This window comes from Microcoleus sp. B3-A4 (genome assembly GCF_036705385.1).
Classification (GTDB): Bacteria; Cyanobacteriota; Cyanobacteriia; order Cyanobacteriales; family Microcoleaceae; genus Microcoleus.
Genome location: NZ_JAUBUI010000025.1, coordinates 54,005 through 74,996 on the forward strand (window position 1 = coordinate 54,005; position 20,992 = coordinate 74,996).

General features: G+C 46.2%; 17 protein-coding genes. 12 read left to right on the plus strand and 5 right to left on the minus strand.

Translation table 11 applies throughout. From position 1 onward, the window contains the following. Window positions 1-14: 14 nt before the first annotated feature. The 3 genes from QUB33_RS12790 to QUB33_RS12800 all read right to left on the minus strand — a co-directional run bounded on the left by QUB33_RS12790 (window position 15) and on the right by QUB33_RS12800 (window position 2,310). Complete coding sequence (locus QUB33_RS12790) at window positions 15-110, minus strand: photosystem II reaction center protein T (protein ID WP_006635641.1); 96 nt, start codon at window positions 108-110, stop codon at window positions 15-17. A gap of 143 nt (window positions 111-253) precedes the next feature. Then, window positions 254-1,783 carry a photosystem II chlorophyll-binding protein CP47 gene (psbB, locus tag QUB33_RS12795; protein ID WP_333350911.1) on the minus strand — a complete coding sequence of 510 codons (1,530 nt, stop codon included), beginning with the start codon at window positions 1,781-1,783 and terminating at the stop codon, window positions 254-256. Between the two features lie 197 nt (window positions 1,784-1,980). Further along, window positions 1,981-2,310, minus strand: a complete 330-nt coding sequence (locus QUB33_RS12800) for a hypothetical protein (protein WP_190733642.1) — start codon at window positions 2,308-2,310, stop codon at window positions 1,981-1,983. A gap of 154 nt (window positions 2,311-2,464) precedes the next feature. On the opposite strand from QUB33_RS12800, the gene QUB33_RS12805 reads away from it, so the two are divergent. The 3 genes from QUB33_RS12805 (at window position 2,465) to mnmG (ending at window position 5,165) form a co-directional block, all read left to right on the plus strand. Beyond that, entirely contained in the window at window positions 2,465-2,836 is a 372-nt protein-coding gene (locus QUB33_RS12805) for a type II toxin-antitoxin system RelE/ParE family toxin (RefSeq protein ID WP_190663872.1), read from the plus strand. Next, window positions 2,826-3,173 carry an XRE family transcriptional regulator gene (locus QUB33_RS12810; RefSeq protein WP_190733644.1) on the plus strand — a complete coding sequence of 116 codons (348 nt, stop codon included), beginning with the start codon at window positions 2,826-2,828 and terminating at the stop codon, window positions 3,171-3,173. Before QUB33_RS12805 ends, QUB33_RS12810 begins: the two co-directional genes overlap by 11 nt. Before the next feature lie 75 nt (window positions 3,174-3,248). Then, window positions 3,249-5,165 carry a tRNA uridine-5-carboxymethylaminomethyl(34) synthesis enzyme MnmG gene (gene mnmG / locus QUB33_RS12815; protein WP_333350917.1) on the plus strand — a complete coding sequence of 639 codons (1,917 nt, stop codon included), beginning with the start codon at window positions 3,249-3,251 and terminating at the stop codon, window positions 5,163-5,165. Between the two features lie 578 nt (window positions 5,166-5,743). On the opposite strand, the gene glgP is transcribed toward mnmG, so the two are convergent. Both glgP and QUB33_RS12825 read right to left on the minus strand, forming a co-directional pair. Beyond that, a complete protein-coding gene (glgP, locus tag QUB33_RS12820) occupies window positions 5,744-8,302 on the minus strand; it encodes an alpha-glucan family phosphorylase (protein WP_333350949.1) in 2,559 nt (852 codons plus the stop codon). A gap of 379 nt (window positions 8,303-8,681) precedes the next feature. Then, the gene (locus QUB33_RS12825) at window positions 8,682-11,579 is read right to left on the minus strand and encodes an EAL domain-containing protein (protein ID WP_333350919.1); all 2,898 of its coding nucleotides are present in this window, start codon (window positions 11,577-11,579) and stop codon (window positions 8,682-8,684) included. Between the two features lie 795 nt (window positions 11,580-12,374). Here QUB33_RS12825 and QUB33_RS12830 point away from each other — a divergent pair. The 9 genes from QUB33_RS12830 to QUB33_RS12870 all read left to right on the plus strand — a co-directional run. After that, on the plus strand, window positions 12,375-12,953 hold the full coding sequence (locus QUB33_RS12830) for a hypothetical protein (RefSeq protein WP_333350921.1): 579 nt from the start codon (window positions 12,375-12,377) through the stop codon (window positions 12,951-12,953). A 35-nt stretch (window positions 12,954-12,988) separates the two neighbouring features. Continuing rightward, window positions 12,989-13,165: a hypothetical protein gene (locus QUB33_RS12835; protein ID WP_333350923.1), complete on the plus strand. Its 177-nt coding sequence runs from the start codon at window positions 12,989-12,991 to the stop codon at window positions 13,163-13,165. A gap of 146 nt (window positions 13,166-13,311) precedes the next feature. Further along, window positions 13,312-14,352 (plus strand): M28 family peptidase, encoded by a 1,041-nt coding sequence (locus QUB33_RS12840; protein ID WP_333350925.1) that lies wholly within the window; start codon window positions 13,312-13,314, stop codon window positions 14,350-14,352. A 122-nt stretch (window positions 14,353-14,474) separates the two neighbouring features. Beyond that, the gene (locus QUB33_RS12845) at window positions 14,475-16,232 is read left to right on the plus strand and encodes an ABC-ATPase domain-containing protein (protein WP_333350927.1); all 1,758 of its coding nucleotides are present in this window, start codon (window positions 14,475-14,477) and stop codon (window positions 16,230-16,232) included. Between the two features lie 77 nt (window positions 16,233-16,309). Beyond that, complete coding sequence (locus tag QUB33_RS12850) at window positions 16,310-18,670, plus strand: FHA domain-containing protein (RefSeq protein ID WP_333350929.1); 2,361 nt, start codon at window positions 16,310-16,312, stop codon at window positions 18,668-18,670. 59 nt (window positions 18,671-18,729) lie between these two features. Further along, window positions 18,730-19,212: an SRPBCC family protein gene (locus QUB33_RS12855; RefSeq protein ID WP_333350932.1), complete on the plus strand. Its 483-nt coding sequence runs from the start codon at window positions 18,730-18,732 to the stop codon at window positions 19,210-19,212. Window positions 19,213-19,217: 5 nt separating this feature from the next. Next, complete coding sequence (locus QUB33_RS12860) at window positions 19,218-19,667, plus strand: EVE domain-containing protein (protein ID WP_333350934.1); 450 nt, start codon at window positions 19,218-19,220, stop codon at window positions 19,665-19,667. 84 nt (window positions 19,668-19,751) lie between these two features. Continuing rightward, complete coding sequence (locus QUB33_RS12865; RefSeq protein WP_333350936.1) at window positions 19,752-20,237, plus strand: hypothetical protein; 486 nt, start codon at window positions 19,752-19,754, stop codon at window positions 20,235-20,237. A gap of 128 nt (window positions 20,238-20,365) precedes the next feature. After that, a partial coding sequence (locus tag QUB33_RS12870) for a hypothetical protein (protein ID WP_333350938.1) occupies window positions 20,366-20,992 on the plus strand: 627 nt, incomplete at its 3' end.

The window sequence follows — 20,992 nt, forward strand, 5'->3', positions numbered from 1 at the left end:
AGGCGTATAGCTAATTATTTGCCAATCCGGGGAGGTTCCCGAAAGGCGATCGCAAAAAATAGTACGCCTATGGCTAAAGCCAGAATCAAAATGTAAGCAACACTTTCCATGTTAAATTTTCCCTATCTTCCCTTGCCGTATTATTTTATCTTAATTGTTGGTTTTATTATTAACTAAAAAAACCCGGTTTCTTCAAGAAACCGGGTTTTTGTGTAGGGGGGAAGTTTCCCACGTACCCAGAGGCTGGCGAAATCTAGATAGATTCTTCTCTTCTTGTGGTTACGTCGCCCACCTTTTGGAACAAGCCCCACTCGACTTGTTCTTCCAAGTCAGCCTCAACTCCAGCAAACACGTCGCGGAAAATAGTCCGAGAACCGTGCCAGATATGGCCGAAGAAGAATAGCAAAGCAAAGCAAACGTGTCCGAAAGTGAACCAACCGCGAGTCGAAGTGCGGAACACCCCGTCAGAATTCAAGGTTTCGCGATCGAATTCAAACACTTCACCTTTTTGAGCATCGCGAGCAAACTTCTTAACATCCTGAGGATTATCAAAGGTTTGACCGTTAAGTTCGCCACCGTAGAAGCTGACGGTAACTCCGCTTTGTTCAAAGCTGTATTTTGATTCAGCACGGCGGAAGGGGATGTCAGCGCGAACGACCCCATCTTTGTCTGTCAAAATTACTGGGAAAGTTTCAAAGAAGTTGGGGAGGCGGCGAACCGACAATACCCGACCTTCGCTATCAGTAAATACTGGATGGCCCAGCCAAGATTTAGCAATACCGTCGCCATTGACCATCGCGCCGGCCCGGAACAAACCGCCTTTAGCAGGAGAGTTGCCCACGTAGTCGTAGAAAGCCAATTTTTCAGGAATTTGTTCGTAAGCTTCTTGGAACCCTTGACCACCGGCCAAGGTAGCTTGAGCTCTGCGATCGATTTCTTGTTGGAAATAGCCGCTGTCCCACTGATAGCGAGTCGGGCCAAAAAGTTCGATCGGAGTCGCAGCAGAACCGTACCACATCGTACCCGCAACCACAAAGGCTGCGAAGAACACGGCAGCAATACTGCTAGAAAGTACAGTTTCGATATTCCCCATCCGCAGGGCTTTGTAAAGACGTTCCGGCGGCCGCACTGTCAAGTGGAACAAACCGGCAATTACGCCGACTACGCCCGCTGCAATGTGGTGAGCCACGATGCCGCCCGGATTATACGGGTCAAAGCCTTCAGGGCCCCAAGAAGGCGCCACTGGCTGGACGTGACCGGTCAGGCCGTAGGGGTCGGACACCCACATTCCCGGGCCAAAAAGTCCCGAAAGGTGAAATGCGCCGAAGCCGAAGCAAAGCAAGCCGGAGAGGAACAGGTGAATGCCAAACATTTTTGGCAAGTCGAGGGCTGGTTCACCGGTGCGAGGGTCTCTGAAAAGTTCTAAGTCCCAAAATACCCAGTGCCAAACTGCTGCTAAGAACAGCAGGCCAGAGAGGATGATGTGAGCAACGGCGACGCCTTCAAAGGACCAGAAGCCCGGATCGACGTTACCTTCGCCGGTGATGCTCCAACCGCCCCAAGAACCCGTAACTCCCAAGCGAGTCATGAAGGGTAACACGAACATCCCTTGACGCCACATTGGGTTCAGAACTGGGTCTGTGGGATCAAAAACTGCTAGTTCATAAAGGGCCATCGAGCCGGCCCAACCTGCCACGAGGGCAGTGTGCATTAAGTGTACAGAAATCAATCGGCCTGGGTCATTTAAGACGACTGTGTGTACGCGATACCAGGGTAGTCCCATTGACTGCGGTTCTCCAAGGTGTAAGTGATGATGTCTATTTTTACGGAAAAATCAGATTCTGAATCCCAGCAGTTACCTGCAGGGTGTAAACTCTGCCTTTTGCCGACTGCCATCTACCTTCAAAGGTGGAGGCATAAAAATGAAAGTTATTTAAAGAAGTGTATCGAGTGTTAGAACCGATTGCAATATGTTGGGCATTACATTAGTTGTGGGTTGCCCATTTCGCAGCGGGCGGCGATCGTCCCGAGGCGTTCGAGGACTTGCTCGGCATCGATCAGTCTGGTGAGGGTGACGTTGCCGATATTTTTGGCGGGATCGGCGGGATCGGGACGGACTCCTGGTTGGACCTCTACCATGAGTACGGCGTCTTCTACGCGGTAGAGCCACATTTTTTCGTTGCGATCGACAAGACAGAGGTTTAGCTGCTGGATGTCCGGCGCCCGCCTCCAGGCGGCGTGACTCCACTCGCCACCTACGCCCCAGACGCGCCCAACTTTCCAGCCGTCGGATAAGAAGAAGTATTTCACTTGTGTACGCTTGTTGAGATTTTTTTGTCTAACATAGCGCAAAACTGCAATTGTACGGAATTATTGAACCGTGAAGACGCGAAGGGTGCATATAAATATTGTTATTCGATCGACTATTGCCTATAATATGCTATGTAAGGCATAATTGCTCCAAATGACATGGAACATTGAGTTTCACTTTGATTTTTACTCTGAGTTTACCGAATTCCCCACTGATGTCAGATTAGAGCTTTTAGCAAAACTCACACTGTTACAAGAATTTGGCCCAAACCTCAAGCGTCCTCACGTCGATACTCTCAATGGTTCTACCTACACCAATATGAAGGAACTTAGGTTTCAGGCGGCGGGTGGAGTTTGGCGAGTCGCTTTTGCATTTGACCCCCGCCGATCTGCGATTCTGTTGGTAGCTGGGGACAAATCTGGTAGTAGTGAGAAGCGATTTTACAAGCAACTAATTAAGATAGCAGATAGTAGATTTACCGGCCATTTGAATAAGTTAATGGAGCAAGAAACAGATGACAATTAGCCTGAAGACTATTATGGAGAATTTGCCTCCCGAACAACGAGCAATAGTCGAAAAACGATCGGTTGAATTAATGGCTGAAGAAATGACATTGCAAGACTTACGAAAAGCCAGGAAATTTACTCAGATTCGCATGGCAGAATTATTAAATATGCGTCAAGAAAATGTCTCGCGACTCGAACGCCGTGCGGATTTGTTGGTATCTACTTTGCAAAGTTATATCGCCGCAATGGGTGGCGAGTTGTCATTTGTCGTAGAATTCAAAGATCGACCCCCCGTTAAAATTACTGGATTAACATCGATGTTTGAAGAAAGCAGCTACACTAATGGAGAGGAATAGTTTTAATTGAGGAAACTAAAACCTAATTTTGCCAGATGTCTATTATTCAATCTAAAATCTAAAATCTAAAATCGAATGACCGCACAAACTCCAGTACAATTCCAAGACAGTTTCGACATCATCGTAGTAGGTGGCGGACACTCCGGCTGCGAAGCCGCCCTCGCCACATCTCGCCTCGGCTGTCGCACCCTTCTCCTCACCCTCAACCTCGACAAAATTGCGTGGCAACCTTGCAATCCCGCTGTCGGCGGCCCGGCTAAAACCCAACTTACTAACGAAGTTGATGCGTTAGGCGGGGAAATTGGCAAAATGGCCGATCGCACCTACTTACAAAAGCGCGTCCTCAACGCTTCGAGAGGCCCCGCAGTGTGGGCCCTGCGAGCACAAACAGACAAGCGGGAATACGCCGCTGTGATGAATAATATTGTCGAAAATCAAGAGAATTTGACCATCCGCGAAGCGATGGTAACAGACTTAGTTTTGGGCAAAAACGAAGAAGTAATCGGAGTTGAAACATACTTCGGCGTCGCTTTTGAATGCAAAGCTGTAATACTCACCACAGGTACTTTTTTAGGTGGCACAATTTGGGTAGGTAATAAGTCGATGCCCGCCGGACGCGCCGGAGAATTTGCCGCCGTTGGCTTGACGGAAACTCTCAATCGTTTGGGCTTTGAAACGGGCAGGTTAAAAACAGGAACTCCGGCAAGAGTTGACAAGCGTACTCTGGATTACACCAACCTGGAACCCCAGCCGGGAGATGCAGAGGTTCGCTGGTTTAGTTTCGATCCAGAAGTTTGGATCGAACGGGAACAAATGCCTTGTTATTTGACTCGAACTACGGCAGCTACTCATCAGTTAATTAGAGACAATTTGCATCTTTCTCCAGTCTACGGTGGCTGGGTTGATGCGAAGGGGCCGCGCTATTGCCCGAGTATTGAAGATAAGATTGTGCGGTTTGCGGATAAGGAAAGTCACCAGATTTTTATTGAACCTGAAGGTAGAGATATTCCTGAACTTTATATCCAAGGATTTTCTACTGGTTTACCAGAAAATTTGCAATTGCAAATGCTGCGGACTCTTCCGGGTTTGGAAAAGTGCGAGATGATGCGCCCTGCTTATGCTGTGGAGTACGATTATTTGCCTGCTACTCAGTGCTTTCCAACGCTGATGACTAAGAAGATTGAAGGGCTGTTTTGCGCGGGCCAGGTGAACGGTACAACGGGATATGAGGAGGCGGCGGCACAGGGGCTCGTGGCGGGTATTAATGCGGCCAGGTTTGCGAAAAATCAGGAGATGATCGTGTTTCCTCGCGAGCAAAGTTATATCGGCACTTTGATCGATGATTTGTGTACGAAGGATTTGCGGGAACCTTACCGGATGTTGACTTCGCGATCGGAATACCGGCTATTATTGCGATCGGACAATGCTGACCAACGCTTGACGCCGCTGGGACGGGAAATTGGTTTGATTGACGATCGCCGGTGGGAGTTGTTCGATCGCAAACAAGCTAATATTGTGGCCGAGAAGGAACGCTTGTACTCGACGCGGGTGAAAGAGCACGAGGAAGTAGGCAAGGCAATTTTTGCAGACACTCAACAAGCAATTAAAGGTTCAATTACTCTTGCTGATTTGTTGCGTCGTCCTGGTTTTCATTATGTGGACTTGGAACGCTACAATTTAGGCAATTCGAGTCTGAAGTTGGCTGAGAAAGATGGTGCAGAAATTGATATCAAATATTCCGGCTACCTGCAAAGACAGCAAAATCAAATCGATGACATTGCCAAACACGAACGCCGACAATTGCCGGCAGATTTGGATTACATGGCAATTACAACTCTCTCCAAAGAATCGCGGGAAAAGTTGGCTAAGGTGAAACCGCTGACGATTGGCCAAGCTGCCAGAATTGGTGGGGTAAATCCGGCTGATGTTAATGCTTTGTTGATTTTTCTGGAAGTGCGAAACCGTCAGCAGCCAGCGGGTGTGGGTAAATAACCTAAACTAGAGGTGTCTCAAGAGTCCCTTGAATTTTATGCAATATAGCAATCCTTGCATGAGTCGTAAACTTTTTACCCCACCCCAACCCTCCCCTTATCAAGGGGAGGGAGTAAGAAATTCACAAATTATTTAGGATTGCTATAGTAGTATGAAAAAGTTTGGCTATTGTGGCACCACTTTTTTGTTTGGCGGCTTTCATATTGATGGATATAGATTCTGGGCTTTGCTGAGTCACGGTATGAATCAACTTTTATGGGAATTTACAAAACTCACCAGACTTGGCTTATAAAAACTCCGAAATCGGGAATTGATACCTGTATTCAGCAACGCCACAAAAACGGAAAACTGGCAGAATGTCAACTAGAATTGATGAAACTCTGCCAGTCTATTGTAGATATTTATCAATCCTCGAACCTGCCTAAAACCCCAACTTCCATAAAGAGTGCGAGAGAGAGGGGGAGACAGCGAGAGGGAGAGGGGGAGAGGGGGAGAAGGGGGGAACACAGTTAAATTCATCCGTGTATCCGTGTCCGAATCCGTGTCGTGCCCTTCTTCTCTCTTCCTTCTTCCTTCCTTTAATGTGCCCAGAGAATCACGCCAGCTTCATAAGGACTGCTGAGATTATCGTGCTTCGGCAAAACCCGCAACGACAAACCTTGCAAACCGCTAGAAGTATAAGTAATGTCAGCCGTATAAAGGCTAGCATTGTTAGCATCTTCTCCCAAATACTCCATCACCACCGGTACGCCGCCGACAATATCTCCGTTAGCATCAACCGAACCTTGATAAAGTTCAACTTGCACGTCTGCAGGCGTCAATCCCATCAGATTAATCCGAGATTTAACAGAGATCGACTGATTGACCTTAACTTCCTTATCCTGGGAAATATCAACAGCCTCAATCTTAATATCCTTCCACTTCGCGAGAACGTGCTTCTTCCAGTGAGACAACTCCTTGGCGGGAGCACAATTATCCGAAGTCATCGTGAAGAATCGATCGCTCACCGGGAAATATGCCCGCCGCGCGTAATCTTTCACCATCCGAGCAGTATTGAAGAAAGGACAGTTCAAGCGAATCGAATCCTTCATTTTCGCCGTCCAACCGCGGGGAATTCCATCAGCATCCCGGTTGTAAAATAGGGGTACAACTTCCTTTTCCATCAAGTCGTACAAAGCATTCGCCTCTACCTCATCCTGATACTTAGTATCTTCGTAAAACTCCCCATGTCCGATCGGCCAACCGGTACGAACATAATCAGCCTCATCCCACCATCCGTCGAGGATGCTCAGATTCGGCAAACCATTCATCGAAGCTTTCATCCCCGAAGTCCCGGAAGCTTCCCGGGGGCGGCGCGGCGTATTCAGCCACACATCGCAGCCAGAAACCATCATCCGAGCAACGTTAATGTCGTAGTTCGGTAAAAACACCATCGAGCTCATCGTCTCGTGTTCGCGGATGAAGTGAACGATATCCCGAATCAATTCCTTACCCGGAATATCCATCGGGTGAGCCTTCCCAGCAATCACAAACTGCACCGGGCGATTTTGATCCCGCATGATCCGCATGATTCGCTCGACATCGCGCAAAAACAGCGTCGCCCGCTTGTAAGTAGCAAAGCGGCGGGCAAACCCGATCGTCAGCACCTTCGGATTGAGAGCCTCCCGCGCGTGTTCGATTTCCGTTTGGGCCGCACCGCGCTCGCGCAAAGTCTTTTGCAGCCACTCCCGTGCGAAAACCACCAACTCAGCTCGACAGCGTTCGTGATTGCGCCACAGTTCCTCATCAGGAATCGACGACATCCTGTCCCAGAGACGATCGTCCTTGCGAGTCATTTCCCAATCCGGGCCGAGGTATCGATCGTATAACTCCTGAGTAGACTTCGCCACACAACTGCGAGCGTGCACCCCGTTGGTAATCGAAGTAATCGGTACTTCTTCCTGCGGCAAACCCGGCCACAAACCCTGAAACATCGGGCGCGACACCACACCGTGCAAAGCCGCCACCCCGTTGACAAAACTCGACATTTTAATAGCCAAAATTGCCATATTCAGAGGTGCGGACAAATCGCCAGTATTCTCCCGGCCCAATCCTAAAAACTCATCTTGCGACAAGCCAAATATCTTGGGATACTCAGCGAGATAGTGCATCACCATATCCGGCTCGAACAAGTCAAACCCAGCAGGTACCGGTGTGTGAGTCGTAAACATACTGCTCGAAACCACCACCTGTTCCGCTTCCACGAAACTCAGGTGATATTCCTCCATCAGCATCCGAATGCGTTCCAAAGCCATGAAAGCTGCGTGGCCTTCATTCATGTGATAAGCCGTAACTGTCAGCCCCAATGCCTTGAGCATTTTCACGCCGCCGATGCCCAGCATGATTTCTTGGTGCATCCGCAGGGTTTTATCACCGCCGTACAGTTGGTCGGTAATATCTTGGTCGTAGCGGCTGTTAGGTTCAATATTTGTATCCATCAGGTACAAAGGAACCGTTCCCACTTGTACCCGCCAAATCCGGGCATACACCTTGCGGCCGGGATAGTCCACCTCAATCCGCAATTCCGAACCGTCGGGATTGCGTTCTGGGTGCAGCGGCATATTGTAGAAATCATTGAGCGGATAGCGTTCTTGCTGCCAGCCGTCGGCGTTGAGATACTGCGAAAAATAACCTTCTTGGTAGAGCAAACCGACACCGACTAAGGGCAAGCCCAAATCGCTAGCTGATTTGAGGTGGTCGCCTGCGAGTACACCCAAACCGCCCGAATAGATCGGTAGGGCTTTAACTAAGCCGAATTCCATCGAAAAGTAAGCGTAGCATTCTTGCTGCTCGGTACCGCGCTGTTTGCGGTACCAGGCGCGATTTTTGAGATAATCGTCTAGCTGCTGGGCTGCTCGGTTCATTTGGGCAATGAAGCCTTCGTCTTCTGCCATTTCTTGCAGTCGCTCTTGAGATATGGTTCCGAGCATCAGCACCGGGTTTTGGTTGCTGGAGTCCCACAGGTCTCGATCGAGGCGGCGGAAAAGGTCTTTAGTATCGACGTTCCAATCCCAGTGCAAGTTATAGGCAAGCTTGCGGAGGGGTTCGAGAATTGCCGGTAGCGAGGGGGAAACGTTAAATGTGCGAATCGGCTGCATAGACAAAGCTTTTATGTTGGAGTAGCGATATTTTCCTCTGTCTTTAGGTACAAGTCCGTGATTCTGCACACTATTTTAAGTTTTAAGCTGCGGGGGCGATCGCGATGACCATCATTAAGCACGCGAAGCCGTGCCGTGTCCCTAACCTAGCTAAGCTTTTAACTGCCCTGGCGGGATTTAGGACTTGATGCCCCTGAGCTGACAATTTCTCAAGTTAAAGCCCTGTATCACCCTTGGGGCAAGAATCTTAACGAATTGCCCGACAACTTAGGCCCGCCGCAGCGCTTTAGCAGTGATGAGGTTGGGGGTGTAGCGGAGGAAAATAAGTCGCGAGAGTAAGATTCGCGGTCAAGAACCATAACTAATAACTAATGACTAATTAAGCAATTTTCACTTTACTCAACTGAGAATTTACCAACAGTTTGCTAGCATCGCCAGCCGAGAGGGCAGGGCTGAAATAATAACCCTGAATTTCTTGACAGTGCAGTTCGCGCAAACACTCCAACTGCTCTTTAGTTTCTACTCCTTCGGCTACTACGCTCAAGTTCAAATCTCGCCCCAGCGTCGCTACAGCCTTGGCGATCGCCCGTTCGCAGGGATCGGTCGTCAGTCCGCTGACAAACGACCTGTCTATTTTTAAGATATTCAAGGGAAACTTTTTGAGATAATTTAGAGAACAATAACCCGTGCCGAAATCGTCCAGCGCAATTTGCACTCCCATATTCTGCAACTCCCTAAGAACTTTTGTGGTATAATCCACATCTTGCATGGCTGTCGTCTCGGTAATTTCTAACTCTAAATACTTGGGTGCTAAACCGCTTTTTTCCAAGCATTTCGCTACCATTTCTAATAAATTAAATTGCTGGAACTGCCGAGCCGAAACGTTGACTGCTACCCGCAAATCTGGCTGCAAAGCATCCTGCCAAGCTTTATTTTGAGTGCAGGCTGTTTGCAGCACCCATTCCCCAATAGCTACAATGAGCCCGTTCTCTTCGGCGATCGGAATAAATGTAGCGGGAGTAACTAAACCTAATTGTGGATGTTGCCAGCGGAGCAGGGCTTCCATGCCCTGAATTTTCCAAGTAGTAATGTTGACTTTTGGCTGGTAGAAAACCTCAAATTCTCCCTGTTCTAAAGCCTCGTGCAGCCTGTGTTCTATAGTTAGTAACTGGCTGTCTTGGGGATTAATCGTTGAAGTATATAACTGATAGTTATTTCTTCCCATTTCTTTAGCGCGGTACAAGGCGGCATCGGCATTTTTGACTAAAGTTTCGGCATCTTCACCGTCATCGGGATAAAGGGCAATGCCGATGCTGCTGCTGACGTGAAACGGTTGTCCTTCTAGTTTAAATGGTGGCTTTAAATTGTTGAATATTCTTTGAGCTGTTTTAACTGCATCTTCTAAGCAATTGATGTCGGGAAGCAGTATGGTAAATTCGTCGCCTCCCCAGCGGGCTACCGTATCAGTCGATCGCAAACTGTCGCTGATGCGTCCGGCAAAACCTTCTAACAGGCGATCGCCCGCAGCGTGACCTAGTGTATCATTAATCTTTTTGAACCTGTCCAAGTCTAAAAACATCACAGCTAGCCTTTTTTTTGTTTTTTTAGCTTCTCTTAATGACGCCAGCAGCCGCTCGTTAAAAAGTATCCGGTTCGGTAAACCTGTGAGTTGGTCATAAACAGCTTGATAGCGAATAATTTCTTCAGCTTGCTTGCGCTGAGTGATGTCCATCATAGTGCCGATCGCCCTTACTGCTTTGCCACTTTCATTACGGATGATATAGCCGCGATCGAGCACAAAAATGTATCCCCCATCTGCACGGTGAAAGCTGTATTCTTCCGACCAACATTGAGCGTCTGAATTCATTGCTTTGTTGAAACTTAACATCACTCTTTCCCGTTCTTCAGGATGAATATTTAGCCACCAAGATTCTAATTCTATCGTCTGAGTTTCGTTGAGTTTGTATCCAAAAACTTTTTCAAATTCTTCGCTTAACCAATACTCATTTTTTAATAAATCAAAATCCCATACGGCATCATTTGTCGCCCGCGTCAGCAGGTGAAAGCGTTCTTCGCTTTTGCGTAGTTTTTCTTCGGATTGCACCCGTTCCGTTACATCCCGAAAGCTGAATACCCGACCAGTAATTTTGCCTCCGGTGCGCTGCGGCAGCGAGTAGCGCTCGAAGATTCTGCCATCTGTCAACTCTAGGATATCGTAACTTTCTGCTGCGGGGCACTCAGACAATTCTTGAGCGCGGTTGAGAAATATTTCCGGGTATTTTAACTGGTTGATTCCAAACCCCCAAATTAGATTGTTATCTCTCGAATCCAGCAGGAAATCCGGCAACTGCCACATTTCGGCAAACTTGCGGTTAAAGGTGAGAACTTTTCCTGTACTGTCAACCGCCAGAATACCGTCAGCAGTAGATTCAATGGTTGCTTGAAGCAACGAAAGAGATGTTTCTAGTTCTAACTCTGCTAATTTGCGATCGCTGATGTCAAAGGCTGTGATTAATATTGAGGCTTTTTTTTCAAATTTGATAATATCTACAGTTGCTTCAATCCAGCGCAACTTTCCGGTTTTCGTGACTATTATTAATTCATATTTAGAGCCTGCAGTTGAGCGCGCGTGGCTGGATTTACCCCAGTTTTTAACTATTTCTATAAAATCTCGATGGATTAAGTCGTATAAATCCAATGCTAGCAATTCTTCGCGAATATATCCTGTCAGAGCTTCTGTCTGAGCATTGACATAGCGCAACTCTCGGCGGTGATAGATAAAAGCCGCAGCATTCACCGTTTCTATCAGTTGCCGAAACTTTTTTTCACTGCGCCGCAAATTTCTTTCAGCCCGCTTGCTATCAGTAATATCTTGTGCTATATATAACTTGCCGCTGACCTTGCCTTGACCGTCGCGAATAATTGAAATAGAAAGCAGTACAATTATTTTTTTCCCCTGTTTAGAAAGGTAGACTTTTTCGACGTTGCGGACACAACCTTCGGCTGTTAAACTGGCTAACTCTAACTCGGGTGGTGGTGATTCAGTTTTCTTAAAAAGTTCGTCTATTGGTTTCCCTAACAACTCTTTTTTAGAGTATCCCAAAAGTTGACAGGTAGCTTGGTTCAACGACAGGATATGACCGCCCGGGGTGGTCGCAATTATTGAGAGGTTCATTCCCTCGCAAATATCCAGGGCATATTCGGCAGTTTGCTGCAAATCTTGGGTCATTTGGGCAATAGTATGCCAGATATCTTGTTGTTTTTTTTGATTCAACACTTTTTCTCCTTTTGGTAGCTTGTCATTCTCTGTTTCAGACTTCGGCTTGATTAACCTCATCGTCTTGGATAAGCTATTTACTATTTTACCCTAATCAATAATGAGATTAATAAATAAATGAAAACCAGAGAATAATAGGTTATTGTTAGCCTAATAGTAGGTTCTTTTCTAGAAGTTTACGGAGATTGTAGATTATTGTATGTCGGTAATTTTACGGAATCTATTGGGGATAATTTATACAAAAATAATGCCGCGCTTGCAGAACTAAGGGGGTGAGATGCCGATCGCAAATAGCTATGTTTCTGAGACCCAACCAAAATTACTTGTACAGGGCGAGTGGCCGATCCATCCCCTACACTTGTTGTCTATAATATTTTTGGATTAATGCAACATTCCACAGGAAAAATAGCAAGCGCTAAATATCCAAACCCTAATTAAAAAATTATTTTCATTTTTCTATTACCTAACTTTAAATAAATTATATTTTGTAAAGGTAAATATTAAAACTTTTAGCAGAACTTGCTTTACCATAGGAAAACCCAGCTCACATTAGTTTAGGTTGATTGGTAAATAAAATTCTTCCAAGCTAATAACTTAGCTTTACAACTAATTATAATTTTAATCTTAATTTAAAATATGTCATCAGCCATTGTGCCACAAATTATCCGTCATTCTGCCTAGACACCGGGTGAGAGCGCGCTAAAATTAGATAATTCCCGCCAGGAGGCGACCGGGATTTGTTAGAAAAATAAACAATTAGCTTAAAATCGATGCAGAGGTCCACTAATTGAACCCATGAGTCAGACCATCCCAGAACTCCAAAAAGAAGTCCGCGCGCTGCAAGCAGAAGTTACCGCCCTGCAAGAGTCGCGGGAAAAACTTGGCATACAGCGCTCTGAGTGCCGAGTGGCAGTCAGTTTTCCCAAAAATAATACTCCTGAAGCCATTGCTGAGTTCCACCAGCAAACTGCTGCTTTTGGGGAGCAGTGGTTGCAGCAAATCCAGGAGATTGACCGAGAAACTAAAAATATTGAAAAGCAACTGGAACAAAAACAGGCTGTACTCAATTACAAACAAGGCGAACTAGACAAATTGCTGGCCGGACAGCACTGGCAAGAAGTAGAAAACCACGTTCAAACCGGGGAAAAACGCTTGCAAGCACAAGCTCGCAGAATCAATCAAGCAGCAGCCCAGCTAGAGACAGAAATCCAAGCTTTAAAAGCACTGTACGACCAACTCAACCCGAGTTATTCCGAGTGGTTTCAACAACCAACTCAAATAGTTGAATTTTCGGCAAAAACTATTCCTTATGCTTTTCCCAGCAGCAGTGGGTTGATTTTGGAGAATAAGGAGATTGAGTGGGAAAAAAAGTAGTTTGGAGTTGTAAAGGTTAAAGGTAAAGTATTAAGGTGAATGTCGCCGTCGAATACTCGAATAAGCAAGAAACCTTTGACGGCGACATTCAAATAATTTTACCTGGTTTATTAGTAGGTAAAAAAAAGCACAAAACTGCCTCTGCCCTAGCTAATATTAAGAGTTTTGAGTTTCATTTTTGGAAACAGGTTTATTTTGAGTTCGGGTATTAAGATAAAATCTAAAATCTAACAGTCCTAGACAGATAAACCGGGTTGTACGAAAAGACTTCGTTGCAGCCCTCCCTCCTGCTAAAAAAAACGGTTGATGAGAGCGAGGAGTGCGTAAGCCCTGTCTAAAATCTCAAATAGACTTACTGATGAAAAAATTGATTTGGATAGCGCTATTTATTCTAGTTGCGGTGGCGGCTGTGGGTTGGCGTTCTGACTCGTGGCAGCGGTTTTCGGGTATACCCGAATTTGGGATCGAGCGCAATATCCACACTTCCCAAAACCCGTCTCCCTTACCGCTTCCTGCTGAAAAAAATGCTTTTTTTCAGCCCCAAATTGACCAATCGCGCTTGTGGAAACACGTCGATACTTTAGCAGGAGAACGCGATGGAGAACGATCTCGCTCTTTTACTAGAGACTACATTTCCCAACAACTGCAAACATTAGGATTTTCCCCTGATTTGCAGCGGTTCGATCGCGGAATCAACGTTTTCGCTGAGAGAAAAGGTACGGACTCTAACGCCGGTGCAATTTTAGTGGCAGCACACTATGATACCGTCCCAAACTCACCTGGGGCTGACGACAATGCGACGGGAGTTGCTGTAGTTTTAGAACTAGCCAGATTGCTGGGTTCTCGTGCCACACCTCGGACGCTGCAAGTAGCCTTTTTCGACCGGGAAGAACTCGGACTTTTAGGCAGTTTAGCATTCACCGGTAGCGACGCGCGGTTAAAAAATTTGCAGGGTGCGATCGTCCTAGATATGGTAGGTTATGCCTGCCGCACGCCCGGATGCCAGCAATATCCCGAAGGATTGACAGCGCAACCTTTTCTCGAAGCATCGGGGGTAACATCTCCCGACAAAGGCGAGTTTATCGCTGTGATTGGGGATGCGGAACATCCGCTGCTGTTGAAAAGTTTTGCGGAGTCTGGAAAAGCCGATTTACCGCCGGTGGTGGCGCTACCGGTTCCCCTGAAAGGGTTGCTGACTCCCGATGTTTTGCGGAGCGACCACGCGCCTTTCTGGTATAAAGGAATTGGTGCTGTGTTGGTGACGGATACTGCAAATTTGCGATCGCCCCACTATCACCAATCTAGCGATACATTAGCAACTATCGATCGACCTTTTTTCGCCGGTTCTGCTCAAATTGTTGTCAATGCCGTGGCTAAATTATTGGAATTAGGTAATTAGTAATTGGGAATTGAGCATGGGGAATTGGGAATTGGGGATGGGACATCGGGCATCGGGCATTGGGCATGGTGACTGTTATTGATACTGCCAACTGCCAACTGCCAACTAATAACTAATGACTAATGACTAACAAAGAAAGCCTGCAACGGCATTTACTGCAACTAGACAATCGAGGCTACAAAGCCTACAAAGGCATTCAAGGTAATTACGACTTTTCTGAATTCACATTAATTATTGATTACGTGCAGGGAGATCCGTTTGCTTCTCCGAGTAAATTTAGAGTCATAGTTCCGCCAAACATTGCTCAAATTCCCCGCGAACTTTTCAATTCTCGCAGTCGAGAAATAGCCTTGCGAGATTACCTAACTCGCCAGTTTGACAAAGCCGCACACAGCATCAGCAGCAAACGCGGCACCGGGAAAAGCGGTTTGATTGCAGTGACTGGCTTCGGACAAGAAGTTTTAGAGCGAACTTCCGCATTTATCATTTCCTCAGCTAGATCAGATATCGGAGATTTAGGAGGAGTTGAACTGCGATTTGCCGTCGGACTTCCAGCGGGCGGACGCAGTATATTAGGGCGACAAGCTGCTGAAGTGCTATGCGAAGATATTCCGCAAATTGTCAGCAATTCTCTAAAGTATGCTAATTTAAATGCTGCGGAATGTCGCCGTCACGTTGAAACTGTAGAAGATGCTGACTGGCTGCGGCAGCAGTTAGCTGAAAAAGGATTAGTTGCGTTTGTTGCTGAGGGTTCTATTTTACCCCGCCGCAGCGGTGTTGACCATCGCCCTTTGTTAAATAATGCTGTGGCTTTTCAATCGCCGCCGTCGTTACAAGTTGACTTTAATTGTCCGAATCGTGGTTTGATTTCCGGTATGGGTATTCCCGCTGGCATTACTTTGATTGTTGGGGGCGGCTATCACGGCAAATCCACTTTACTCAAAGCTATTGAATTGGGAGTTTACAACCGAATTCCCGGAGATGGTCGGGAATTTGCGGTGACTAATCCGGCGGGGGTTAAAATTAGGGCAGAAGATGGGAGAAGTGTGGCGGGAGTAAATATTTCGCCTTTTATTAACCACTTGCCGCAAGGTAGAGATACTGCACAATTTTATACTGAAAATGCGAGCGGTAGCACGTCGCAAGCTGCTAATATTATTGAGGCTTTGGAATTGGTCGCTTCTGGTCAAGAGGATTTAGTGCCTGTTTTATTAGTTGATGAGGATACGGCGGCGACGAATTTTATGATTCGCGATCGCCGAATGCAGGAACTAATCGCTAAGGATAAGGAACCGATTACGCCGTTTATTGATAAAGTTAAACAGTTGTACGCAGACTGGGGCGTATCGACTATTTTAGTAATGGGCGGAAGCGGCGATTATTTTGATGTGGCAGATACTGTGATTGCACTGGATAATTTTCAAGCATATAATGTGACGGCAAAAGCTAAAGAGATTGCTAAAAAATACTCGATTAGCCGCGCTCCTGAAGGGGGAGAAAATTTTGGTATGATTACTCAAAGAGTGCCGGTTCCTGCTAGTTTAGATCCGAGTCGGGGACGGCGAGATGTGCGGGTGAAGGTGCGGGATGTTGATGAATTGGCTTTCGGAACTGAGGATATTGATTTGGGTGCTGTTGAGCAAATTGTGGACAGCGGACAGTTAAGGGCGATCGCTGCGGCAATGGTTTATGCTAAGCAGCAATACATGGACGGAAAACGCACTTTGTCGGAAATCATAGATTTGGTGATGGCAGATATTGACGCGCAGGGCATGGATATTTTATCGCCTTTTCCTGAAGGAGATTTTGCCATGTTTCGGCGGTTTGAATTGGCAGCGGCAATTAATCGGCTTCGCAGTTTGTCGGTTGTTGCTAAGTAGACTTGCTTAATATAAGTGGATTGTTGCCTTACTTTTGATATGCTGACAAAAGTGAGTGCAAAAACCGCGATTGAAGTATGACAGGCAATATAGGACAACTGACTGCTTTAAGCGATCGACCTTATATAGTATTAAGCAATCAAGGCGAGGTTTTACAGTTAGAGTTAAAACAGCAGCAGCACGTATTGGGGCGCGATCGCACTCGTGCTGATTTAGTCATTCCCGAACCCTGGCGCGCAGTTTCGGGCGTTCACGCTGTTTTGCGCCAAATTGGGGATAATTACTGGATTTACGACGGTGACGGGCAGCGGCCGAGCACTAATGGCTTATTTGTCGATCGCACTCGCATCACTCCCAATGACGGTTATTGTCTGAAAAACGGCACAGAAATTAAAATCGGTCTCGATCCTCAAAATCAAGTTTTGCTGAGTTATTTTAATCCGCTGGCGAATCATGTTGCTGTCCCTAGCAAGCAATCAATTCTTCTTAAGAATCGGTCGGTTTTGTTGGGTCGCGATCCAAACGCTTCGCTGCAATTAGATGCGCCGCTTGTTTCTAGACGCCACGCCACAATCGACCAAGATAGTCGCGGCAATTATATTTTGCGAGACCACAGCGTTAACGGGGTTTTTGTTAACGGTCAGCGAGTGACAAATTCTGTACAATTGTCCGAGGGAGATGCAATTCGGATCGGCCCGTTTACTCTAACTTACCGCAGCGGTGAGTTGCAGATGCAAGACTCGGGCCATCAAATTCGTTTGGATGCTGACAGTCTGGTGATTCCGAAGCGTTTGGATAACATCACTTTGGCGATCGAACCGGGGCAGTTTGTGGCTTTAGTCGGCGGTAGCGGCGCTGGCAAATCTACTTTAATGCGGACGCTTTTAGGCATCGAAAAAACTACTAACGGCGCTGTGTTTCTCAACGGTGACAACCTGCGCCAAAACTTCAATATTTACCGCAATCAAATCGGTTACGTGCCTCAAGATGATATTGTACACGCAGATTTGACAGTAGAAGAAGTCTTGAGTTATGCAGCTAAATTGCGCTTACCTCCCGATACAGATGTCAAGCAGGTAGTCGCAAAAACTTTAGAAGATATTGAAATGACTCACCGTCGCAGGGCTTTGGTAAAACAGCTTAGCGGCGGACAGCGGAAGCGGGTCAGCATCGGAGTTGAACTGTTAGCAGACCCGAAACTTTTCTTTTTAGACGAACCGACTTCAGGACTCGATCCGGGTTTGGATAAGAAGATGATGCAACTGCTGCGAAAGTTGGCAAATCAAGGCCGGACGGTGATTCTGGTGACTCACGCGACGGCAAATATCACGATGTGCGATCGTATTGTTTTTATGGGTCGCGGCGGACGCCTTTGTTACTTCGGGCCGCCTAGGGAAGCGCTCGATTTTTTCGAGGTCAAAACTGGCGATTTTGCAGACATTTACAACGAATTAGAAACAGGAGAAACCAACGTTCAAAGCTGGGCAGAAAAGTTTAATAAATCTCCCTACTATCAGCGCTATATTGTCAACCACTTCAGCACAGGCAAGGCTAATGCAAAAATACCTTCTGCACCTTCTGCACCAAAATCTCAATCTTTTGTAAAACAACTCGTTTTGCTTGCCCAGCGCTATTTTCAACTCGTTTCCCGCGACTTAGTTAACTTGAGTTTAGCTCTTTTAACGGCTCCGATCGGCATTAGTTTGCTGCGGCTAGCGGTCAGAGATAAAGACCCATTAATTGGCGCACCCGAGGCAACTTCAGCACCTTTAGCGCTCAGAGTTTTATTTGTATTTACCTGCGCGGCGATTTGGGTAGGACTGGCAACTTCTCTGCAAGAAATTGTTAAAGAATCTGCTATTTATCTGCGCGAACGTTTGGTAAATTTAGGATTGTTTGCTTATTTAGGTTCAAAAATTTTTATACTTTCGGGTTTGGCAGTATTGCAAACACTGTTAATGGTAGGAGTTATTCTGATTGCTTTTAAATCCCCCGAACCGAGTTTTATTTCCTGGGCGATGGGGGCAAGTATTACCACATTCCTAACTTTGATGAGCTGCATAAGTCTCGGATTAGTCGTTTCCGCGATTGTTAAAAATAGCTCTCAAGCTAACAGCGCTTTGCCTCTATTATTGCTGCCTCAGATTATTTTTTCGGGAGTTTTGTTTAAGATGGAAGGTGCGGCGAGCAAATTTTCTTGGCTGATGTTAAGCCGCTGGTCTGTGGGTGCTTACGGCTCTTTAGTTAATGTGAATGGGATGGTTCCCGCACCTACTACATTACCGGATGGGAGTACGCTTCCTCAGCCGTTTGAGCCTACTCCTGTTTACGATCCAACCTGGGAGAATTTGGGTTTAAACTGGGGTATTTTGTGCGTGCATATTTTCGTTTATTTGATGTTGACTCTGTGGTTGCAGAAGCGGAAGGATATTTTATAATTAAAATTACGCCTTTTTAACTCACAGTTCATTATCAAATCAGATCATGGGAGAGATAAATGTTAGTTAAAACCAACGCATTAGTAGAAATTGCTGCATCGCCTGAAGTAGTCTTTGATTTTGTAACGTCCCTGTCAAATCTGCCCAAAGTCTTTCGCGGATATGGCCCAATTCCAGCAATTATTAAAGCTGAGATGGCAGATGGTGGAGAGATGCGTGAAGGCGGCGTGCGGCGGATAGAAAATTCCGACACTTCGGTGATTGATGAAGAAATCATTACTTTCAAAAAGCCCGAAAGACAAACCTACCGACTGGTTAGAGGGTTTAAGTTTCCGATTTCTCTACTCATTGAGTCGGGTGGCGGAGATTGGAATTTCACTGCTACAGCAAAGGGAACTCGGATTGATTGGGAGTTTTATTTTATACTGACTTCTCCGGTATTCTATCCGCTTGGGTTGTTGCTAGTTCAGGTTTTTATGCAAAAAGCTATGCAGCAGTGTTTAGATAAAATTAAAGAGTATTTGGCTAACCCAAGCGAATAGATTGTATGAATTATTGGCTAATGAAGTCGGAACCAGATGTTTACAGTATTGCGGACTTGAAGGGCTCTCGCACTTCGATTTGGGATGGCGTTCGCAACTATCAAGCGCGCAATTTTCTGCGAGAAATGAGTCGGGGAGATTTAGTTTTTTTTTACCATTCTAATACTAAAACACCGGGAATTGTCGGGTTAGTGCGCGTCGTGGAAACAGGGATTGCCGATCCGAGTCAGTTCGATATGAATAGCGAATATTACGATCCTAAATCGCCGTTTGATGCTCCTCGCTGGCAAACTGTGAGAGTTGAGTTTGTTGAGGAATTTGCTAAGTTAATATCTTTGGAAGAACTAAAACAAAAGTTTAGCGCTGATGAGATTTTGGTTGTGAGGAAAGGCAATCGGTTATCGGTGATGCCGGTATCTAAAAGTGCGGCACAGAAGATTTTGAAGATGAAGTAGGAGAAAAGAGGGAAATAGATCCGGATGTCGATCCGTATAGTGAGAATAGGAGATTTAAACTGATTATATTATTTGGAGTTTTGGATGATTAGCGATCGCCTGTCCCACCTGCAATCTGAAGTGAAAGGTTATTACGATCAACTCGCTTGCCAGGAAACAGCGAAACGGTTGACTGAAGACGCGCAAAAGGTACGGCTTCAGCAGGGAATTGATAAACTGAAAAAAGAACTCGGTAGCGTTGAACGAGACTATTGGGAGCGCTGGCGGGCGGAAATTCGCGGATTGACGATTCCTGAAGCGGATGCGGAAATAGTTGCGAGTCAATTGGTGGGGGAAGTGGAGTTTCTGGAGATTGAACCTGCGGTTCAGAGTAATGCCGCATTGATGAAGGTTTTACAGGAAATCAAAGCGGAATTGAGTAAGCCGGGAATTCCGGCGGCGGGAAAACTCAAAGCAGCGATTCCGTTGTTGCCGGGATTGATTTCCTATGAGATGGAGTTGGATACGGAAGGATTGTTGCGGCGGGTATTTCCCACGTTTTGTAACTTTGCAGACAAACTAAAAAAGTAACACCCTCCGAAACACCCCCAACTTCGGAGGAGAACCCGCAAAGGACAACGGAGAACCCGCAAAGGACAACGGAGAACCCGCAAAGGACAAAAAGGGTTTGGCTAGTTGTAGGGGCGATCGGGGGGTTATTGACTCTCGGTGGTGGCGGTATAGGTTTGCATTTTCTACAACCTCAGTCATCACCTCTATGTCTGATACAACAGTGCGAACAAAAAAACCAAACTGTAACGGTTCTGTTAGCGGAGTTTGATGGGGACGATCCGAAAAATTATCGCGTCACAGAAACGATTTTACAGAATTTGCAGGATGCAACTAAAAATTACCCAACCGTGAAAATTCAGCCCCTCAAACAAGCGATTAGTCAGCAGGAAGGCCCAGATAAAGCGCGGGAATTGGGCCAGAATAAAAATGCGGATATGGTGATTTGGGGTTGGTATGGCAAGACGCAGCAGAAAGCACACGTCAGCGTGAATTTTGAGATACTTTCAGCAGCAAAGGATTATCTCGATGTAGGTACGCAAGTGCAGGGAGAAATTCACACAATGGCGGTGGCTGCGCTAGAAAGTTTTGAGATACAAGTCAATTTAGCGGAGGAACTGAAATATTTAACGTTGGTAACATTGGGGGTGTCTGCTTATGCAGCGGATGATTGGGATAATGCTATTAATCAACTAACGGTAAGCTGCTACGCAGCTAAATCGGATAAAATAGCATTGCCTTTATTTTTGACTTTTCTATCCCATTTAATAACCATT

Coding starts and splice junctions, on each gene's coding strand:
- QUB33_RS12810 (WP_190733644.1), top strand. CDS start 2,826: ATGACAATTAGCCTGAAGACTATTATGGAGAATTTGCCTCCCGAACAA.
- QUB33_RS12790 (WP_006635641.1), bottom strand. CDS start 110: ATGGAAAGTGTTGCTTACATTTTGATTCTGGCTTTAGCCATAGGCGTA.
- mnmG (WP_333350917.1), top strand. CDS start 3,249: ATGACCGCACAAACTCCAGTACAATTCCAAGACAGTTTCGACATCATC.
- QUB33_RS12830 (WP_333350921.1), top strand. CDS start 12,375: ATGAGTCAGACCATCCCAGAACTCCAAAAAGAAGTCCGCGCGCTGCAA.
- QUB33_RS12840 (WP_333350925.1), top strand. CDS start 13,312: ATGAAAAAATTGATTTGGATAGCGCTATTTATTCTAGTTGCGGTGGCG.
- QUB33_RS12805 (WP_190663872.1), top strand. CDS start 2,465: ATGACATGGAACATTGAGTTTCACTTTGATTTTTACTCTGAGTTTACC.
- QUB33_RS12845 (WP_333350927.1), top strand. CDS start 14,475: ATGACTAACAAAGAAAGCCTGCAACGGCATTTACTGCAACTAGACAAT.
- QUB33_RS12860 (WP_333350934.1), top strand. CDS start 19,218: ATGAATTATTGGCTAATGAAGTCGGAACCAGATGTTTACAGTATTGCG.
- glgP (WP_333350949.1), bottom strand. CDS start 8,302: ATGCAGCCGATTCGCACATTTAACGTTTCCCCCTCGCTACCGGCAATT.
- psbB (WP_333350911.1), bottom strand. CDS start 1,783: ATGGGACTACCCTGGTATCGCGTACACACAGTCGTCTTAAATGACCCA.
- QUB33_RS12865 (WP_333350936.1), top strand. CDS start 19,752: ATGATTAGCGATCGCCTGTCCCACCTGCAATCTGAAGTGAAAGGTTAT.
- QUB33_RS12850 (WP_333350929.1), top strand. CDS start 16,310: ATGACAGGCAATATAGGACAACTGACTGCTTTAAGCGATCGACCTTAT.
- QUB33_RS12855 (WP_333350932.1), top strand. CDS start 18,730: ATGTTAGTTAAAACCAACGCATTAGTAGAAATTGCTGCATCGCCTGAA.